A 14,088-nucleotide genomic window follows, 5' to 3' on the forward strand; every position below is an offset into this window, starting at 1 on the left:
TCTCTTTGGTACTAAGCTTTACTTGGAGTAAAGCTCGACGATCAGGTGTTCGTTAATGTCCGCAGACAGATCAGAACGCTCAGGCTTACGCTTGTACGTACCTTCCATCTTGCCAGCATCAACTTCCAGCCAGGTTGGCTTTTCACGCTGCTCAGCCAGCTCCAGAGCGGCTTTCACGCGAGACTGCTTCTTCGCTTTCTCACGAATGCTAACAACGTCATTCGGACTAACCTGATAAGAAGCGATGTTAACAACACGACCGTTTACCATAATTGCTTTATGGCTAACCAGCTGACGTGCTTCTGCACGAGTGGCGCCGAAGCCCATACGGTATACAACGTTGTCCAGACGACCTTCCAGCAGAGCCAACAAGTTTTCACCGGTGTTGCCTTTCAGACGTGCTGCTTCTTTGTAGTAGTTACGGAACTGACGCTCCAGCACACCGTAAATGCGGCGAACTTTTTGCTTTTCACGCAACTGCACACCATAGTCAGACAGACGCGGCTTGCGCGCACCGTGCTGGCCAGGAGCTTGTTCAATTTTACACTTGGTATCGATCGCGCGAACGCCAGACTTAAGGAATAAGTCGGTGCCCTCACGACGGCTCAGCTTGAGCTTAGGACCCAAATATCTTGCCATTTTCTTTCTCCAACTAACCTGGAAAACGAAGCGTTATACGCGACGTTTTTTCGGCGGACGACAACCGTTATGAGGGATCGGAGTCACATCAGTAATATTAGTGATGCGGAAACCAGCGGCGTTCAGAGCACGAATAGTAGATTCGCGGCCTGGACCCGGACCTTTAACCATAACTTCCAGATTCTTGATACCGTATTCTTTCACGGCGTCAGCGCAACGCTCTGCTGCAACCTGAGCTGCAAACGGAGTGGATTTGCGAGAACCACGGAAACCGGAACCACCGGCTGTTGCCCAACCCAGCGCATTACCCTGACGATCGGTAATAGTCACGATGGTGTTGTTGAAAGAAGCATGGATATGAGCCACGCCGTCAGAGACTTGTTTTCTTACACGTTTACGTGCGCGAACTGGTGCCTTTGCCATTATTCAATCACCCCGATTATTTCTTGATCGGTTTGCGCGGACCCTTACGGGTACGAGCGTTGGTCTTGGTACGCTGACCGCGAACCGGGAGACCACGACGATGACGCAAACCGCGATAGCAACCAAGATCCATCAGGCGCTTGATGCTCATGCTGATTTCACGGCGCAGATCACCTTCAACGACAAATTTGGCAACTTCGTCACGCAGCGTGTCGATTTGTTCTTCAGACAGCTCACTGATCTTAACATTTTCAGCGATACCCGCTGCAGCCAGGATGGCTTTAGAACGGGTCTTGCCGACACCGTAGATCGAAGTTAACGCGATCACGGCGTGTTTCTGATCAGGAATGTTAATGCCTGCTATACGGGCCACTATGCACTCCTACTATTTAATATGTACGTACCATGCTGAAAAGCCCGTTTTCAGGATACTCAAATGGAAACGTACAGACATACAAAAGATTGGCTGGCTAATCTAGCCAGCTCAACCCAACTTTGCAAGAAAAATATGCGAAAAAATCAGCCTTGGCGCTGTTTATGCTTCGGCTCGGCACTGCAAATCACACGGATGACACCATCACGCTTAACGATTTTGCAGTTACGGCATAATTTCTTGACGGAAGCACGAACTTTCATTTTTACTCTCCGTAACTTCTCAGGCGACCAATTAACGGCCGTAGCCTTTCAGGTTCGCCTTCTTCAATGCAGACTCATACTGACTGGACATCATCAGAGTTTGCACTTGAGCCATAAAGTCCATAATCACGACAACAACGATAAGCAGTGAGGTCCCACCGAAGTAGAACGGCACTTTCATTGCATCACGCATGAACTCCGGGATCAGGCAGATAAAGGTAATATACAGCGCACCAACCAGGGTCAGGCGGGTCATTACTTTATCGATATACTTCGCCGTTTGCTCTCCCGGACGAATTCCTGGTACAAATGCACCGGACTTCTTCAGGTTATCTGCTGTTTCACGCGGGTTGAAAACCAACGCCGTGTAGAAGAAACAGAAGAAGATGATTGCAGACGCATAGAGTAACACATAAAGCGGTTGCCCAGGCTGCAAATACAGCGAAATTGTTGTCAGCCAGTTCCAACCAGTACCGCCCCCGAACCATGACGCGATGGTCGCCGGGAACAGAATAATACTGGAAGCGAAGATTGCCGGGATTACCCCCGCCATATTCACTTTCAGCGGTAAATGTGTGCTCTGTGCAGCATAGACACGACGACCTTGCTGACGTTTGGCGTAGTTTACCACAATACGGCGTTGACCACGTTCAACGAATACTACAAAGAACGTCACTGCAAATACTAATACTGCAACCAACAGCAACACGAGGAAGTGCAGGTCGCCTTGACGCGCTTGCTCGATAGTATGGGCAATGGCTGGCGGGAGTCCCGCAACGATACCAGCGAAGATGATGATTGAGATACCGTTACCGATACCGCGCTCAGTAATCTGTTCGCCGAGCCACATCAGGAACATGGTTCCTGTAACCAGACTTACAACAGCGGTGAAATAGAATGCAAAGCCTGGATTCATCACCAGGCCCTGCATACCAGGCATATTCGGCAAACCGGTAGCAATACCGATCGACTGGAATATCGCCAGCACCAGAGTACCGTAACGGGTGTACTGGCTGATCTTACGACGACCAGACTCCCCTTCTTTCTTAATTTCTGCCAGCGTTGGATGAACCACCGTCAACAGCTGGATAATGATCGACGCCGAAATATACGGCATGATCCCCAGGGCAAAGATAGAAGCACGGCTGAGAGCACCACCAGAGAACATGTTAAACATTTCAATGATGGTGCCTCGCTGTTGCTCAAGCAGTTTGGCAAGTACAGCGGCATCAATACCAGGGATCGGAATAAAAGAGCCAATACGGAACACAATCAGCGCGCCGATAACAAACAGCAGTCTGCGTTTCAGCTCACCTAAGCCACCTTTGGCACTTTGAAAATCTAATCCCGGTTGTTTAGCCATCTGCTACTTATTCCTCGATTTTACCGCCAGCAGCTTCGATAGCAGCACGAGCGCCTTTAGTAACACGCAGGCCACGAACAGTTACCGGAGTAGTGACTTCGCCAGCCAGGATCACTTTCGCGAACTCGATCTGGATACCGATAATGTTTGCCGCTTTCAGCGTGTTCAGGTCTACAACGCCGCCTTCTACTTTCGCCAGGTCAGACAGACGAACTTCGGCTGTAATCGCTGCTTTGCGAGAAGTGAAGCCGAATTTCGGCAGACGACGGTACAGAGGCATCTGACCACCCTCGAAACCGCGACGTACGCCACCGCCAGAACGAGACTTCTGACCTTTGTGACCACGACCACCGGTTTTACCGAGGCCAGAACCGATACCACGACCCAGGCGTTTACCCGCCTTTTTGGAGCCTTCGGCCGGAGACAGAGTATTTAAACGCATCTCTTACTCCTCAACTTTAACCATGAAGGAAACCGCGTTGACCATACCACGAACAGCAGGAGTATCCTCGCGCTCTACGGTGTGGCCAATACGACGCAGACCCAGGCCAAGCAGCGTTGCCTTGTGTTTCGGCAGACGACCGATTGCACTGCGGGTTTGAGTAATTTTAATAGTCTTTGCCATGGTTTATTTCCCCAGAATTTCTTCAACGGATTTACCACGCTTGGCAGCGACCATTTCTGGAGAATTCATATTTTCCAGGCCATCAATAGTTGCACGAACCACGTTGATCGGGTTGGTGGAACCGTATGCTTTAGCCAGAACGTTATGAACCCCAGCAACTTCCAGAACGGCGCGCATTGCACCACCGGCGATGATACCGGTACCTTCGGAAGCTGGCTGCATGAATACACGAGACCCCGTGTGAACACCTTTAACCGGGTGCTGCAGGGTGCCGTTGTTCAGCGCGACGTTAATCATATTGCGACGGGCTTTTTCCATCGCTTTCTGGATCGCTGCTGGAACTTCACGCGCTTTACCGTAACCAAAACCTACGCGACCGTTACCATCGCCTACTACAGTCAGAGCTGTGAAGGAGAAAATACGACCACCTTTAACGGTTTTAGATACGCGGTTTACCGCGATCAGCTTTTCCTGCAGTTCGCCAGCTTGTTTTTCGATGTGAGCCATCTTACACCTCTACCTTAGAACTGAAGGCCAGCTTCACGGGCAGCATCTGCCAGTGCCTGGACACGACCATGATATTGGAACCCGGAACGGTCAAAGGACACATCTTTAATGCCTTTTTCCAGAGCGCGTTCAGCGACAGCTTTACCCACAGCTGCAGCCGCGTCTTTGTTACCGGTGTACTTCAGTTGTTCAGCGATAGCTTTTTCTACAGTAGAAGCAGCTACCAGAACTTCAGAACCGTTCGGTGCAATTACCTGTGCGTAAATATGACGCGGGGTACGATGTACCACCAGGCGAGTTGCGCCCAGCTCTTTGAGCTTGCGGCGTGCGCGGGTCGCACGACGGATACGAGCAGATTTCTTATCCATAGTGTTACCTTACTTCTTCTTAGCCTCTTTGGTACGCACGACTTCGTCGGCGTAACGAACACCCTTGCCTTTGTAAGGCTCAGGACGACGGTAGGCGCGCAGATCTGCTGCAACCTGGCCGATCACCTGCTTATCAGCGCCTTTCAGCACGATTTCAGTTTGAGTCGGACATTCAGCAGTGATACCTGCCGGCAGCTGATGGTCAACCGGGTGAGAGAAACCTAAAGACAGGTTTACTACATTCCCTTTAACCGCTGCACGATAACCTACACCAACCAGCTGCAGCTTCTTAGTGAAGCCTTCGGTAACACCGATAACCATTGAGTTCAGCAGGGCACGCGCGGTACCAGCCTGTGCCCAACCGTCTGCGTAACCATCACGCGGACCGAAGGTCAGTGCATTATCTGCATGTTTAACTTCAACAGCATCGTTGAGAGTACGAGTCAGCTCGCCGTTTTTACCTTTGATCGTAATAACCTGACCGTTGATTTTGACATCAACGCCGGCAGGAACAACGACCGGTGCTTTAGCAACACGAGACATTTTTTCCTCCGATTAGGCTACGTAGCAGATAATTTCGCCACCAAGACCAGCCTGGCGCGCTGCACGATCAGTCATAACACCTTTAGAGGTAGAAACAACTGCGATACCCAGACCGGCCATAACTTTCGGCAGCTCATCTTTACGTTTGTAGATGCGCAGGCCTGGGCGGCTGACACGCTGAATGCTTTCTACAACAGCTTTACCCTGGAAATACTTAAGAGTCAGTTCCAGTTCCGGCTTGGTGTCGCCTTCAACTTTAAAATCTTCAATAAAACCTTCTTCCTTCAGCACGTTGGCAATTGCCACTTTCAGCTTGGAGGAAGGCATGGTGACCGCAGCTTTGTTCGCGGCCTGACCGTTACGGATACGGGTCAGCATATCCGCGATCGGATCTTGCATGCTCATCTGTCTTTACTCCCGTGATTCAATTGGTGACAATTACCAGCTAGCCTTTTTCAGACCCGGAATTTCACCGCGCATAGCGGCTTCACGGACCTTAATACGGCTCAACCCGAACTTCCGCAGGAAAGCGTGCGGACGACCAGTTTGACGGCAGCGGTTACGCTGACGTGACGGGCTGGAATCACGCGGCAGAGTCTGCAGCTTAAGAACCGCATTCCAACGATCTTCGTCGGTTGCGTTCACATCAGAGATGATCGCTTTCAGTTCAGCGCGTTTCGCGAAGTATTTATCAGCTAAAGCTACGCGTTTTACTTCGCGTGCTTTCATTGATTGCTTAGCCATTTAGTAACCCTACCTTACTTGCGGAACGGGAAGTCAAAGGCAGCCAGCAGAGCACGGCCTTCTTCGTCAGATTTCGCAGTAGTGGTAATGGTAATATCCAAACCACGAACGCGGTCGACTTTATCGTAGTCGATTTCTGGGAAGATGATCTGCTCACGGACACCCATGCTGTAGTTACCACGACCGTCGAATGACTTAGCGGACAAGCCACGGAAGTCACGGATACGAGGAACAGCAATAGTGATCAGGCGCTCAAAGAACTCCCACATGCGTTCGCCACGCAGAGTTACTTTACAGCCGATCGGATAGCCCTGACGGATTTTGAAGCCTGCAACAGATTTGCGTGCTTTGGTGATCAACGGTTTTTGACCGGAGATTGCTGTCAGGTCTGCTGCTGCGTTATCCAGCAGTTTCTTGTCAGCGATCGCTTCACCAACACCCATGTTCAGGGTGATCTTCTCGACCCGAGGGACTTGCATGACAGAATTGTAGTTAAACTCAGTCATGAGTTTGTTAACTACTTCGTCTTTGTAGTAATCATGCAGTTTCGCCATCGTACTACTCCAAATTACTTGATAGTTTCGCTGTTAGACTTGAAGAAACGGACTTTTTTGCCGTCTTCGAATCTAAAGCCTACACGGTCAGCCTTGCCGGTTGCCGCATTGAAGATTGCAACGTTAGAAACCTGAATTGCAGCTTCTTTTTCAACGATGCCGCCCGGTTGGTTCAGAGCCGGAACCGGCTTCTGGTGTTTCTTAACCAGGTTGATACCTTCAACAATGACCTTGCCGGAAGACAGGACATTCTTAACTTTACCGCGTTTACCTTTATCTTTACCGGTTAACACGATAACTTCGTCATCACGACGGATTTTCGCTGCCATGATTCGCTCCTTAGAGTACTTCTGGTGCCAGAGAGATAATTTTCATGAACTTCTCGTTACGAAGTTCACGAGTTACCGGCCCAAAAATACGCGTACCGATAGGCTGCTCGCTGTTATTGTTTAAAATAACGCATGCATTACCATCGAAGCGAATGACAGAACCGTCCGGGCGACGAACACCCTTCTTGGTGCGCACCACTACCGCCTTCAGCACATCACCTTTTTTGACCTTACCACGCGGAATCGCTTCTTTGATGGTGATCTTAATGATGTCGCCTACGCCTGCGTAGCGACGGTGCGAGCCACCCAGAACCTTGATACACATTACGCGACGTGCACCGGAGTTGTCGGCGACGTTCAGCATAGTCTGTTCTTGGATCATTTTAGTGCTCCGCTAATGTCAACTACTACTGAGACCCGAAAATCAGGTCGTTAAAAAAACCCCATATCGAGGGCGCGGCATTATAACACCGCAAATCAGATATGGGTAGAAAAAATAAACGGCCCATCGCTGAGCCGTTTATTCGTTGAGAATGCGTACTGTATTACAGAACCGCTTTCTCTACAACGCGAACCAGAGTCCAGGATTTGGTCTTGGACAGCGGACGGCATTCGCGGATTTCAACCACGTCGCCGATACCGCATTCGTTGTTCTCGTCATGTACGTGCATTTTGGTCGTACGCTTGATGAATTTACCGTAGATCGGGTGTTTCACAAAACGTTCGATAGCAACAACAATGGATTTCTCCATTTTGTCGCTAACCACGCGACCTTGCAGAGTACGGATTTTATCGGTCATTACGCACCCGCCTTCTCAGTCAGTAAAGTCTTAACGCGTGCGACATCACGACGCACTTGCTTCAACAGGTGAGACTGTTGCAGCTGGCCACTTGCAGCCTGCATACGCAGGTTGAACTGCTCACGCAGCAGGTTCAGTAGCTCGGTGTTCAGCTCTTCAACGCTCTTCTCACGCAGCTCTTTTGCTTTCATTACATCACCGTCTTAGTTACAAAGGTGGTTTTAATCGGCAGTTTCGCTGCTGCCAGCTTGAATGCTTCACGGGCCAGCTCTTCCGGTACGCCGTCCATTTCATACAGGACTTTACCCGGCTGAATCAAGGCAACCCAATACTCCACGTTACCTTTACCTTTACCCATACGCACTGCCAGCGGCTTTTCAGTGATCGGTTTGTCCGGGAATACACGGATCCAGATCTTACCTTGACGCTTAACTGCACGGGTCATAGCACGACGTGCTGCTTCGATCTGACGGGCAGTCAGACGACCACGGCCAACAGCTTTCAGGCCGAAGCTGCCGAAGCTAACATCCGCGCCTGCAGCCAGACCACGGTTGCGGCCTTTGTGCATTTTACGGAATTTTGTACGCTTTGGTTGTAACATCAGCGACGCTCCTTATTTACGGCCTTTACGCTGCTGCTTTTTCGGTTGAGCAGCCGGTTTTTCCGGTTGTTCAACAGCAGCCATACCACCCAGGATCTCGCCTTTGAAGATCCACACTTTAACGCCGATTACACCATAAGTGGTGTGCGCTTCAGAGGTGTTGTAGTCGATGTCAGCACGCAGAGTGTGCAGCGGTACGCGACCTTCGCGGTACCATTCGGTACGTGCGATTTCCGCGCCGCCCAGACGGCCGCTAACTTCAACTTTGATACCTTTAGCGCCCAGACGCATGGCGTTCTGTACAGCACGCTTCATCGCACGACGGAACATAACGCGACGTTCCAGCTGAGAAGTGATGCTGTCAGCAACCAGTTTAGCGTCCAGTTCAGGTTTACGAACTTCGGCGATGTTGATCTGTGCAGGAACGCCAGCGATATCCGCTACGACCTTACGCAGTTTTTCTACGTCTTCACCTTTTTTACCGATAACGATACCCGGGCGAGCGGTGTGAATAGTCACACGGATGCTCTTAGCCGGACGCTCGATAACGATACGAGATACAGACGCTTTAGCCAGTTCCTTCGTCAGGTACTGACGTACTTTAAAATCGCTGTCCAGGTTGTCAGCGAATTCTTTGGTGTTCGCAAACCAGGTAGAGTTCCATGGTTTTACAATACCCAGGCGAATACCATTAGGATGTACTTTCTGACCCATTGCTAGTCTCCAGAGTCTCAGCGATCGGACACAACCACAGTAATGTGGCTGGTGCGCTTCAGGATGCGATCTGCACGACCTTTTGCACGCGGCATAATGCGCTTCATGCTCGGGCCTTCGTCTACGAAAATTTTCGTAACTTTCAGATCGTCAATGTCAGCGCCATCGTTGTGTTCAGCGTTAGCAATGGCAGATTCCAGAACTTTCTTGACCAGTACAGCCGCTTTCTTGTTGGTGTAGGTCAGAATATCCAGAGCCTGCGACACTTTCTTACCGCGAATCAGGTCAGCAACAAGGCGAACCTTCTGAGCAGAAGAACGAGCATGGCGATGTTTAGCGATAGTTTCCATCTCTTCCTCCTACCTTATTTCTTCTTCGCTTTTTTATCAGCAGCGTGGCCGCGATAAGTACGAGTCGGTGCGAATTCACCCAGTTTGTGACCGACCATTTCGTCGGAAACAAATACCGGAACGTGCTGACGACCATTATGGACAGCGATGGTCAAACCGATCATGTTAGGAAAGATCGTTGAACGACGGGACCAGGTGCGCAGGGGCTTCTTGTCTCCGCTTTCCACCGCTTTCTCTACCTTCTTCAGCAAGTGCAGGTCAATAAAAGGACCTTTCTTGAGAGAACGTGGCATGGCTTATCCTCTAAAATTATTTGCTACGGCGACGTACGATGAATTTATCAGTACGCTTGTTGCTGCGGGTCTTCTTACCTTTGGTCTGAACGCCCCACGGAGTTACCGGGTGCTTACCAAAGTTACGACCTTCACCACCACCATGTGGGTGGTCTACTGGGTTCATCGCAGTACCGCGAACGGTAGGACGAACGCCACGCCAGCGTGCAGCACCTGCTTTACCCAGAACGCGCAGCATATGCTCAGCATTGCCAACTTCGCCCAGGGTTGCACGGCAGTCTGCTTCGACTTTACGCATTTCACCAGAACGCAGACGCAGGGTGACATAAGCGCCATCGCGAGCAACGATCTGAACGTAAGTACCAGCGGAACGTGCCAGCTGACCGCCTTTACCTGGTTTCATTTCTACGTTATGAACGGTAGAACCAACCGGGATATTGCGCATCGGCAGGGTGTTGCCTGCTTTGATTGCAGCATCAACGCCAGACTGAATCTGGTCGCCAGCTTTCAGGCCTTTCGGGGCCAGGATGTAACGGCGTTCGCCGTCTTTGTACAGAACCAGCGCGATGTTCGCGGAACGGTTCGGATCGTACTCAAGACGTTCAACAACTGCCGGGATACCGTCTTTGTTGCGTTTGAAGTCAACAATACGATAAGCCTGTTTGTGACCACCACCGATATGACGAGTGGTGATACGGCCATTGTTGTTACGACCACCGGATTTGCTGTTTTTTTCAACCAGCGGAGCAAAAGGTTTGCCCTTGTGCAGCTCTGGGTTGACCACTTTAACGACGTGGCGACGACCCGGAGATGTCGGTTTACATTTAACAACTGCCATTGTATTACTCCTCCGACTTACTCAGCGCCGCCGACGAAGTCCAGATTCTGGCCTTCTTTCAGGGTGACGTAAGCTTTTTTCCAGTCGCTACGACGACCGATACGCTGTCCGTGACGTTTAACTTTCCCTTTAACAACCAGGGTGTTAACGACTTCGACTTCGACTTCAAACAGTTTCTGCACAGCAGCTTTGATTTCTGCTTTGGTCGCGTCTTTAGCAACTTTGAGAACGATGGTGTTAGTTTTTTCCATCGCAGTAGACGCTTTTTCAGAAACGTGCGGTGCGCGCAGCACCTTCAGCAAACGTTCTTCACGAATCATGCCAGCATCTCCTCAACTTGCTTAACAGCATCAGCAGTCATTACGACTTTGTCGAAGGCGATCAGGCTAACCGGGTCGATACCAGTCGCATCGCGTACGTCAACCTTGTGCAGGTTACGTGCGGCCAGGAACAGGTTCTCGTCCAGCTCACCGGTGATGATCAGCACATCTTCCAGAGCCATGTCTTTCAGTTTCTGTGCCAGCAGCTTAGTTTTCGGCGCTTCTACAGAGAACTTCTCGACAACGATCAGACGATCCTGACGTACCAGTTCGGACAGGATGCTTTTCAGCGCGCCGCGGTACATCTTCTTGTTAACTTTTTGACTGTGGTCCTGCGGACGAGCAGCGAAGGTCACGCCACCGGAACGCCAGATTGGGCTCTTGATAGAACCTGAACGCGCACGGCCAGTGCCTTTCTGGCGCCACGGTTTTTTACCGGAACCAGTTACTTCAGCACGAGTCTTCTGAGCACGAGTACCCTGACGAGCACCAGCTGCATAAGCAACAACAACCTGGTGAACCAGCGCTTCGTTGAAATCACGACCGAAGGTAGTTTCGGAAACAGTCAGCGCGCTCTGCGCGTCTTTCAATACTAATTCCATTGCTATCCCCTTACGCCTTCACAGCTGGTTTAACGATCAGGTCGCAACCGGTTGCACCCGGAACACCACCCTTAACCAGCAGCAGGTTGCGCTCAGCGTCAACGCGTACTACGTCAAGGCTCTGAACGGTTACGCGCTCATTACCCATCTGACCTGCCATTTTCTTGCCTTTGAACACTTTGCCCGGAGTCTGGTTCTGACCGATAGAACCCGGAACGCGGTGAGACAAGGAGTTACCGTGAGTAGCGTCCTGGGTACGGAAGTTCCAGCGCTTAACGGTACCAGCGAAACCTTTACCTTTAGAGGTACCGGTTACGTCAACTTTTTTAACGTCAGCAAACAGTTCAACGCTGATGCTCTGACCTACGGTGTATTCTTCGCCTTCAGCCAGACGGAATTCCCACAGACCACGGCCAGCTTCTACGCCAGCTTTAGCAAAGTGACCCGCTTCCGGCTTGGTGACACGGTTAGCTTTTTTAGCACCCGTAGTAACCTGAACAGCGCGGTAGCCATCGTTAGCCAGGTCTTTAACCTGAGTAACACGGTTTGCTTCAACTTCGATTACGGTTACTGGGATAGAGACGCCATCTTCAGTGAAGATGCGGGTCATACCCACTTTTTTACCGACTAAACCAATCATTGTATCAACCTCTCAATCGCTCGATGACCTGATTAACCCAGGCTGATCTGCACGTCTACACCGGCAGCCAGGTCCAGACGCATCAGAGCATCAACGGTTTTCTCGGTTGGCTCAACGATGTCAACCAGACGCTTGTGAGTGCGAATTTCGTACTGATCGCGCGCATCTTTGTTAACGTGCGGAGAGATCAGAACGGTAAAGCGCTCTTTGCGGGTCGGCAGCGGGATCGGACCGCGAACCTGCGCACCAGTGCGCTTGGCAGTCTCGACGATTTCCGCGGTTGATTGATCGATCAGACGATGATCAAACGCTTTCAGGCGGATACGGATTCTTTGGTTCTGCATGAGACCAGAGCTCCAATTATTTTATAAACGAAAATGATTACTCCTCACACCCATTACGATTGATGGGAGAGTGTAACCGTTCTTACGTAGCTCCCCGATTGGGAGCATTGTTAAATAGCCAAATCGGCTATTCGAGGTTCAAATCGAACCTGCCGTCAATTACGACAAGCCCGCGCATTATACGTAAATCTCAGCCTGACGCAAGTGTCGGATAGAAATTAAGCGCTTTATTCTTATGCGAGCATGATTCCAGATGGTACGCATGGGATGGCAACGCGCATCTTTTCTTTGGAAGGCATCAGGCAAATCTGGCGATACGTCGTTGTCGCTGTCGCATAAATCTATAAAGGTGAGCACAAGCCTTGACGAGGATTTGCTTATGTTTGTTGCCCTCCCCTTTCTCATTTTTTATGCGTCGTTCTCTTTATTACTTGGCATATACGACGCGCGTACCGGTCTGTTGCCTGACCGGTTTACCTGTCCATTACTGTGGGGTGGTCTGCTTTATCACCAGATTTGCCTGCCGGAGCGTTTACCGGATGCGCTTTGGGGTGCTATCGCCGGCTATGGCGGATTCGCGTTAATTTACTGGGGCTATCGCCTGCGTTATCAGAAAGAGGGGCTTGGATATGGCGACGTCAAGTACCTTGCAGCCTTAGGAGCGTGGCATTGTTGGGAAACACTGCCGTTACTGGTTTTCCTTGCCGCCATGTTGGCCTGTGGCGGGTTTGGCGTCGCGCTACTGGTGAGAGGTAAATCGGCATTAATAAACCCGCTACCTTTTGGGCCATGGCTGGCGGTGGCGGGTTTCATAACAGGTTGGAAAGCTTTCTTTCCAGACGGTTAATCGGTAACCTTGATTTGTGATTGCAGATAATTTTGCATACCAAGTTTGGCAATCAAATCCAGCTCAGTTTCCAGCCAGTCGATGTGACCTTCCTCGTCGGCAAGAATTTCAATCATCATATCCCGGCTGACATAATCATGAACGCTATCGGCATAGGCTATTGCCTCACGTAGATCTTTTGCGCCTTCCAGTTCGAGCCGGAGATCCGATCGTAGCATCTCTTCGACATCTTCACCGATGCCCAGCTTGCCCAGATCCTGTAGGTTCGGTATGCCTTCCAGAAATAAAATACGCTCAATATACTTATCGGCGTGTTTCATCTCATCAATGGATTCATGGTACTCAACATCATTAAGCCGGGTCAGCCCCCAGTTTTTGAACATACGGGCATGAAGAAAATACTGATTAATTGCGACAAGCTCATTTCCCAATAGTTTATTGAGATAATTTATGATTTTAACATCACCTTTCATTTTATAGTCCCTCCGCTTCCACTCTCTAGAGCGTAGATGGGGCTACAGGGATGTCAAAAAAAAGAGTGTGACTCAGGCGATCTCTTTAAATTCCGGCATTTGCGTTAACTCATCCTGCATCACTTCTCGCGCGGCGCGAATACACTTACCACATTGATTTCCCACAGGAATAAATTTACGCAACTGTTGAAATGACTGTGGATGAAATTGTCGTACAGCCTGGCGGATTTTTTTATCGCTTATACCATTACACAAACAAACGTACATGATCGCTCCCGTTCAATTTCCGCACAAAGTGTAAATGAGAATGGTTATGATTACAATAGCACAAAGCGATTTACGCCATGGGAGAAGCGTTAAAAAGGGTGAATAAATATAACAGCGGCTAAATAGCAGGCAACAAAAAGGGCGCCGAAGCGCCCTCTTCAATTCAAAACTAATTAACGAGTAATTAGCCCAGAACTTTAGCAACAACGCCCGCGCCAACGGTACGGCCGCCTTCACGGATTGCGAAACGCAGACCGTCGTCCATTGC

At 50.2% G+C, this 14,088-nt stretch carries 30 protein-coding genes; 1 reads left to right on the forward strand and 29 read right to left on the reverse strand.

Annotated features, from left to right (window positions below; all coding sequences use genetic code 11):
* Positions 1-18: 18 nt before the first annotated feature.
* From rpsD to rpsJ, 26 genes are all read right to left on the reverse strand, one after another.
* Positions 19-639 (reverse strand): 30S ribosomal protein S4, encoded by a 621-nt coding sequence (rpsD, locus tag NA624_RS22605; RefSeq protein WP_000135226.1) that lies wholly within the window; start codon positions 637-639, stop codon positions 19-21.
* 33 nt (positions 640-672) lie between these two features.
* On the reverse strand, positions 673-1,062 hold the full coding sequence (gene rpsK / locus NA624_RS22610; protein WP_001029758.1) for a 30S ribosomal protein S11: 390 nt from the start codon (positions 1,060-1,062) through the stop codon (positions 673-675).
* Positions 1,063-1,078: 16 nt separating this feature from the next.
* Positions 1,079-1,435 (reverse strand): 30S ribosomal protein S13, encoded by a 357-nt coding sequence (gene rpsM / locus NA624_RS22615; RefSeq protein ID WP_000090780.1) that lies wholly within the window; start codon positions 1,433-1,435, stop codon positions 1,079-1,081.
* 146 nt (positions 1,436-1,581) lie between these two features.
* Entirely contained in the window at positions 1,582-1,698 is a 117-nt protein-coding gene (gene rpmJ / locus NA624_RS22620; RefSeq protein ID WP_000868187.1) for a 50S ribosomal protein L36, read from the reverse strand.
* Between the two features lie 31 nt (positions 1,699-1,729).
* Positions 1,730-3,061, reverse strand: a complete 1,332-nt coding sequence (gene secY, locus NA624_RS22625) for a preprotein translocase subunit SecY (protein ID WP_001118864.1) — start codon at positions 3,059-3,061, stop codon at positions 1,730-1,732.
* Between the two features lie 7 nt (positions 3,062-3,068).
* Positions 3,069-3,503, reverse strand: a complete 435-nt coding sequence (gene rplO / locus NA624_RS22630; RefSeq protein ID WP_001238917.1) for a 50S ribosomal protein L15 — start codon at positions 3,501-3,503, stop codon at positions 3,069-3,071.
* A gap of 3 nt (positions 3,504-3,506) precedes the next feature.
* The gene (gene rpmD, locus NA624_RS22635) at positions 3,507-3,686 is read right to left on the reverse strand and encodes a 50S ribosomal protein L30 (RefSeq protein WP_001140434.1); all 180 of its coding nucleotides are present in this window, start codon (positions 3,684-3,686) and stop codon (positions 3,507-3,509) included.
* Positions 3,687-3,689: 3 nt separating this feature from the next.
* Positions 3,690-4,193 carry a 30S ribosomal protein S5 gene (gene rpsE, locus NA624_RS22640; RefSeq protein WP_000940121.1) on the reverse strand — a complete coding sequence of 168 codons (504 nt, stop codon included), beginning with the start codon at positions 4,191-4,193 and terminating at the stop codon, positions 3,690-3,692.
* Between the two features lie 14 nt (positions 4,194-4,207).
* Positions 4,208-4,561 carry a 50S ribosomal protein L18 gene (rplR, locus tag NA624_RS22645; RefSeq protein WP_000358956.1) on the reverse strand — a complete coding sequence of 118 codons (354 nt, stop codon included), beginning with the start codon at positions 4,559-4,561 and terminating at the stop codon, positions 4,208-4,210.
* A gap of 9 nt (positions 4,562-4,570) precedes the next feature.
* Positions 4,571-5,104: a 50S ribosomal protein L6 gene (gene rplF, locus NA624_RS22650; protein WP_000091939.1), complete on the reverse strand. Its 534-nt coding sequence runs from the start codon at positions 5,102-5,104 to the stop codon at positions 4,571-4,573.
* A 12-nt stretch (positions 5,105-5,116) separates the two neighbouring features.
* Positions 5,117-5,509: a 30S ribosomal protein S8 gene (gene rpsH / locus NA624_RS22655; protein WP_000062611.1), complete on the reverse strand. Its 393-nt coding sequence runs from the start codon at positions 5,507-5,509 to the stop codon at positions 5,117-5,119.
* A gap of 33 nt (positions 5,510-5,542) precedes the next feature.
* On the reverse strand, positions 5,543-5,848 hold the full coding sequence (gene rpsN / locus NA624_RS22660; protein WP_001118932.1) for a 30S ribosomal protein S14: 306 nt from the start codon (positions 5,846-5,848) through the stop codon (positions 5,543-5,545).
* Between the two features lie 14 nt (positions 5,849-5,862).
* Positions 5,863-6,402 carry a 50S ribosomal protein L5 gene (rplE, locus tag NA624_RS22665; protein ID WP_001096206.1) on the reverse strand — a complete coding sequence of 180 codons (540 nt, stop codon included), beginning with the start codon at positions 6,400-6,402 and terminating at the stop codon, positions 5,863-5,865.
* Positions 6,403-6,416: 14 nt separating this feature from the next.
* Positions 6,417-6,731, reverse strand: coding sequence for a 50S ribosomal protein L24 (rplX, locus tag NA624_RS22670; RefSeq protein WP_000729185.1), 315 nt, complete (start codon positions 6,729-6,731; stop codon positions 6,417-6,419).
* A gap of 10 nt (positions 6,732-6,741) precedes the next feature.
* Positions 6,742-7,113 (reverse strand): 50S ribosomal protein L14, encoded by a 372-nt coding sequence (rplN, locus tag NA624_RS22675; RefSeq protein ID WP_000613954.1) that lies wholly within the window; start codon positions 7,111-7,113, stop codon positions 6,742-6,744.
* A gap of 163 nt (positions 7,114-7,276) precedes the next feature.
* Positions 7,277-7,531, reverse strand: a complete 255-nt coding sequence (rpsQ, locus tag NA624_RS22680) for a 30S ribosomal protein S17 (protein WP_000130101.1) — start codon at positions 7,529-7,531, stop codon at positions 7,277-7,279.
* Entirely contained in the window at positions 7,531-7,722 is a 192-nt protein-coding gene (rpmC, locus tag NA624_RS22685; protein WP_000644742.1) for a 50S ribosomal protein L29, read from the reverse strand. The genes rpsQ and rpmC overlap by 1 nt, the downstream gene beginning before the upstream one ends.
* Positions 7,722-8,132, reverse strand: a complete 411-nt coding sequence (gene rplP, locus NA624_RS22690) for a 50S ribosomal protein L16 (protein WP_000941208.1) — start codon at positions 8,130-8,132, stop codon at positions 7,722-7,724. Before rplP ends, rpmC begins: the two co-directional genes overlap by 1 nt.
* A gap of 12 nt (positions 8,133-8,144) precedes the next feature.
* On the reverse strand, positions 8,145-8,846 hold the full coding sequence (gene rpsC / locus NA624_RS22695) for a 30S ribosomal protein S3 (RefSeq protein WP_000529945.1): 702 nt from the start codon (positions 8,844-8,846) through the stop codon (positions 8,145-8,147).
* A gap of 17 nt (positions 8,847-8,863) precedes the next feature.
* Entirely contained in the window at positions 8,864-9,196 is a 333-nt protein-coding gene (gene rplV, locus NA624_RS22700) for a 50S ribosomal protein L22 (RefSeq protein ID WP_000447529.1), read from the reverse strand.
* Between the two features lie 14 nt (positions 9,197-9,210).
* Entirely contained in the window at positions 9,211-9,489 is a 279-nt protein-coding gene (rpsS, locus tag NA624_RS22705) for a 30S ribosomal protein S19 (RefSeq protein ID WP_001138115.1), read from the reverse strand.
* A gap of 16 nt (positions 9,490-9,505) precedes the next feature.
* Entirely contained in the window at positions 9,506-10,327 is an 822-nt protein-coding gene (gene rplB, locus NA624_RS22710; RefSeq protein ID WP_000301869.1) for a 50S ribosomal protein L2, read from the reverse strand.
* 17 nt (positions 10,328-10,344) lie between these two features.
* On the reverse strand, positions 10,345-10,647 hold the full coding sequence (gene rplW / locus NA624_RS22715; RefSeq protein WP_000617546.1) for a 50S ribosomal protein L23: 303 nt from the start codon (positions 10,645-10,647) through the stop codon (positions 10,345-10,347).
* A complete protein-coding gene (gene rplD / locus NA624_RS22720) occupies positions 10,644-11,249 on the reverse strand; it encodes a 50S ribosomal protein L4 (RefSeq protein ID WP_000424395.1) in 606 nt (201 codons plus the stop codon). The genes rplW and rplD overlap by 4 nt, the downstream gene beginning before the upstream one ends.
* A 10-nt stretch (positions 11,250-11,259) precedes the next feature.
* A complete protein-coding gene (rplC, locus tag NA624_RS22725; protein ID WP_000579838.1) occupies positions 11,260-11,889 on the reverse strand; it encodes a 50S ribosomal protein L3 in 630 nt (209 codons plus the stop codon).
* A gap of 32 nt (positions 11,890-11,921) precedes the next feature.
* Complete coding sequence (gene rpsJ / locus NA624_RS22730; protein WP_001181005.1) at positions 11,922-12,233, reverse strand: 30S ribosomal protein S10; 312 nt, start codon at positions 12,231-12,233, stop codon at positions 11,922-11,924.
* A 379-nt stretch (positions 12,234-12,612) separates the two neighbouring features.
* Between rpsJ and hopD the strand changes: the two genes are divergently transcribed.
* Positions 12,613-13,080 carry a prepilin peptidase gene (gene hopD, locus NA624_RS22735; RefSeq protein WP_000495847.1) on the forward strand — a complete coding sequence of 156 codons (468 nt, stop codon included), beginning with the start codon at positions 12,613-12,615 and terminating at the stop codon, positions 13,078-13,080.
* On the opposite strand, the gene bfr is transcribed toward hopD, so the two are convergent.
* From bfr to NA624_RS22750, 3 genes are all read right to left on the reverse strand, one after another.
* Positions 13,077-13,553 carry a bacterioferritin gene (gene bfr / locus NA624_RS22740; RefSeq protein WP_000675530.1) on the reverse strand — a complete coding sequence of 159 codons (477 nt, stop codon included), beginning with the start codon at positions 13,551-13,553 and terminating at the stop codon, positions 13,077-13,079. The genes hopD and bfr overlap by 4 nt on opposite strands.
* 72 nt (positions 13,554-13,625) lie before the next feature.
* Positions 13,626-13,820: a bacterioferritin-associated ferredoxin gene (gene bfd, locus NA624_RS22745; RefSeq protein WP_000289082.1), complete on the reverse strand. Its 195-nt coding sequence runs from the start codon at positions 13,818-13,820 to the stop codon at positions 13,626-13,628.
* Between the two features lie 184 nt (positions 13,821-14,004).
* Positions 14,005-14,088: hypothetical protein (locus tag NA624_RS22750; RefSeq protein ID WP_000740160.1), on the reverse strand; the 84-nt coding region annotated here is incomplete at its 5' end.

The organism is Salmonella sp. NW38 (genome assembly GCF_051807745.1).
GTDB classification, from domain to species: domain Bacteria; phylum Pseudomonadota; class Gammaproteobacteria; order Enterobacterales; family Enterobacteriaceae; genus Salmonella; species Salmonella enterica.

Excerpts from the sequence above, each read along its gene's own strand:
- rpsD (WP_000135226.1), bottom strand. The coding sequence starts at position 639 with ATGGCAAGATATTTGGGTCCTAAGCTCAAGCTGAGCCGTCGTGAGGGC.
- rpsK (WP_001029758.1), bottom strand. The coding sequence starts at position 1,062 with ATGGCAAAGGCACCAGTTCGCGCACGTAAACGTGTAAGAAAACAAGTC.
- rpmJ (WP_000868187.1), bottom strand. The coding sequence starts at position 1,698 with ATGAAAGTTCGTGCTTCCGTCAAGAAATTATGCCGTAACTGCAAAATC.
- secY (WP_001118864.1), bottom strand. The coding sequence starts at position 3,061 with ATGGCTAAACAACCGGGATTAGATTTTCAAAGTGCCAAAGGTGGCTTA.
- rplO (WP_001238917.1), bottom strand. The coding sequence starts at position 3,503 with ATGCGTTTAAATACTCTGTCTCCGGCCGAAGGCTCCAAAAAGGCGGGT.
- rpmD (WP_001140434.1), bottom strand. The coding sequence starts at position 3,686 with ATGGCAAAGACTATTAAAATTACTCAAACCCGCAGTGCAATCGGTCGT.
- rpsE (WP_000940121.1), bottom strand. The coding sequence starts at position 4,193 with ATGGCTCACATCGAAAAACAAGCTGGCGAACTGCAGGAAAAGCTGATC.
- rplR (WP_000358956.1), bottom strand. The coding sequence starts at position 4,561 with ATGGATAAGAAATCTGCTCGTATCCGTCGTGCGACCCGCGCACGCCGC.
- rplF (WP_000091939.1), bottom strand. The coding sequence starts at position 5,104 with ATGTCTCGTGTTGCTAAAGCACCGGTCGTTGTTCCTGCCGGCGTTGAT.
- rpsH (WP_000062611.1), bottom strand. The coding sequence starts at position 5,509 with ATGAGCATGCAAGATCCGATCGCGGATATGCTGACCCGTATCCGTAAC.
- rpsN (WP_001118932.1), bottom strand. The coding sequence starts at position 5,848 with ATGGCTAAGCAATCAATGAAAGCACGCGAAGTAAAACGCGTAGCTTTA.
- rplE (WP_001096206.1), bottom strand. The coding sequence starts at position 6,402 with ATGGCGAAACTGCATGATTACTACAAAGACGAAGTAGTTAACAAACTC.
- rplX (WP_000729185.1), bottom strand. The coding sequence starts at position 6,731 with ATGGCAGCGAAAATCCGTCGTGATGACGAAGTTATCGTGTTAACCGGT.
- rplN (WP_000613954.1), bottom strand. The coding sequence starts at position 7,113 with ATGATCCAAGAACAGACTATGCTGAACGTCGCCGACAACTCCGGTGCA.
- rpsQ (WP_000130101.1), bottom strand. The coding sequence starts at position 7,531 with ATGACCGATAAAATCCGTACTCTGCAAGGTCGCGTGGTTAGCGACAAA.
- rpmC (WP_000644742.1), bottom strand. The coding sequence starts at position 7,722 with ATGAAAGCAAAAGAGCTGCGTGAGAAGAGCGTTGAAGAGCTGAACACC.
- rplP (WP_000941208.1), bottom strand. The coding sequence starts at position 8,132 with ATGTTACAACCAAAGCGTACAAAATTCCGTAAAATGCACAAAGGCCGC.
- rpsC (WP_000529945.1), bottom strand. The coding sequence starts at position 8,846 with ATGGGTCAGAAAGTACATCCTAATGGTATTCGCCTGGGTATTGTAAAA.
- rplV (WP_000447529.1), bottom strand. The coding sequence starts at position 9,196 with ATGGAAACTATCGCTAAACATCGCCATGCTCGTTCTTCTGCTCAGAAG.
- rpsS (WP_001138115.1), bottom strand. The coding sequence starts at position 9,489 with ATGCCACGTTCTCTCAAGAAAGGTCCTTTTATTGACCTGCACTTGCTG.
- rplB (WP_000301869.1), bottom strand. The coding sequence starts at position 10,327 with ATGGCAGTTGTTAAATGTAAACCGACATCTCCGGGTCGTCGCCACGTC.
- rplW (WP_000617546.1), bottom strand. The coding sequence starts at position 10,647 with ATGATTCGTGAAGAACGTTTGCTGAAGGTGCTGCGCGCACCGCACGTT.
- rplD (WP_000424395.1), bottom strand. The coding sequence starts at position 11,249 with ATGGAATTAGTATTGAAAGACGCGCAGAGCGCGCTGACTGTTTCCGAA.
- rplC (WP_000579838.1), bottom strand. The coding sequence starts at position 11,889 with ATGATTGGTTTAGTCGGTAAAAAAGTGGGTATGACCCGCATCTTCACT.
- rpsJ (WP_001181005.1), bottom strand. The coding sequence starts at position 12,233 with ATGCAGAACCAAAGAATCCGTATCCGCCTGAAAGCGTTTGATCATCGT.
- hopD (WP_000495847.1), top strand. The coding sequence starts at position 12,613 with ATGTTTGTTGCCCTCCCCTTTCTCATTTTTTATGCGTCGTTCTCTTTA.
- bfr (WP_000675530.1), bottom strand. The coding sequence starts at position 13,553 with ATGAAAGGTGATGTTAAAATCATAAATTATCTCAATAAACTATTGGGA.
- bfd (WP_000289082.1), bottom strand. The coding sequence starts at position 13,820 with ATGTACGTTTGTTTGTGTAATGGTATAAGCGATAAAAAAATCCGCCAG.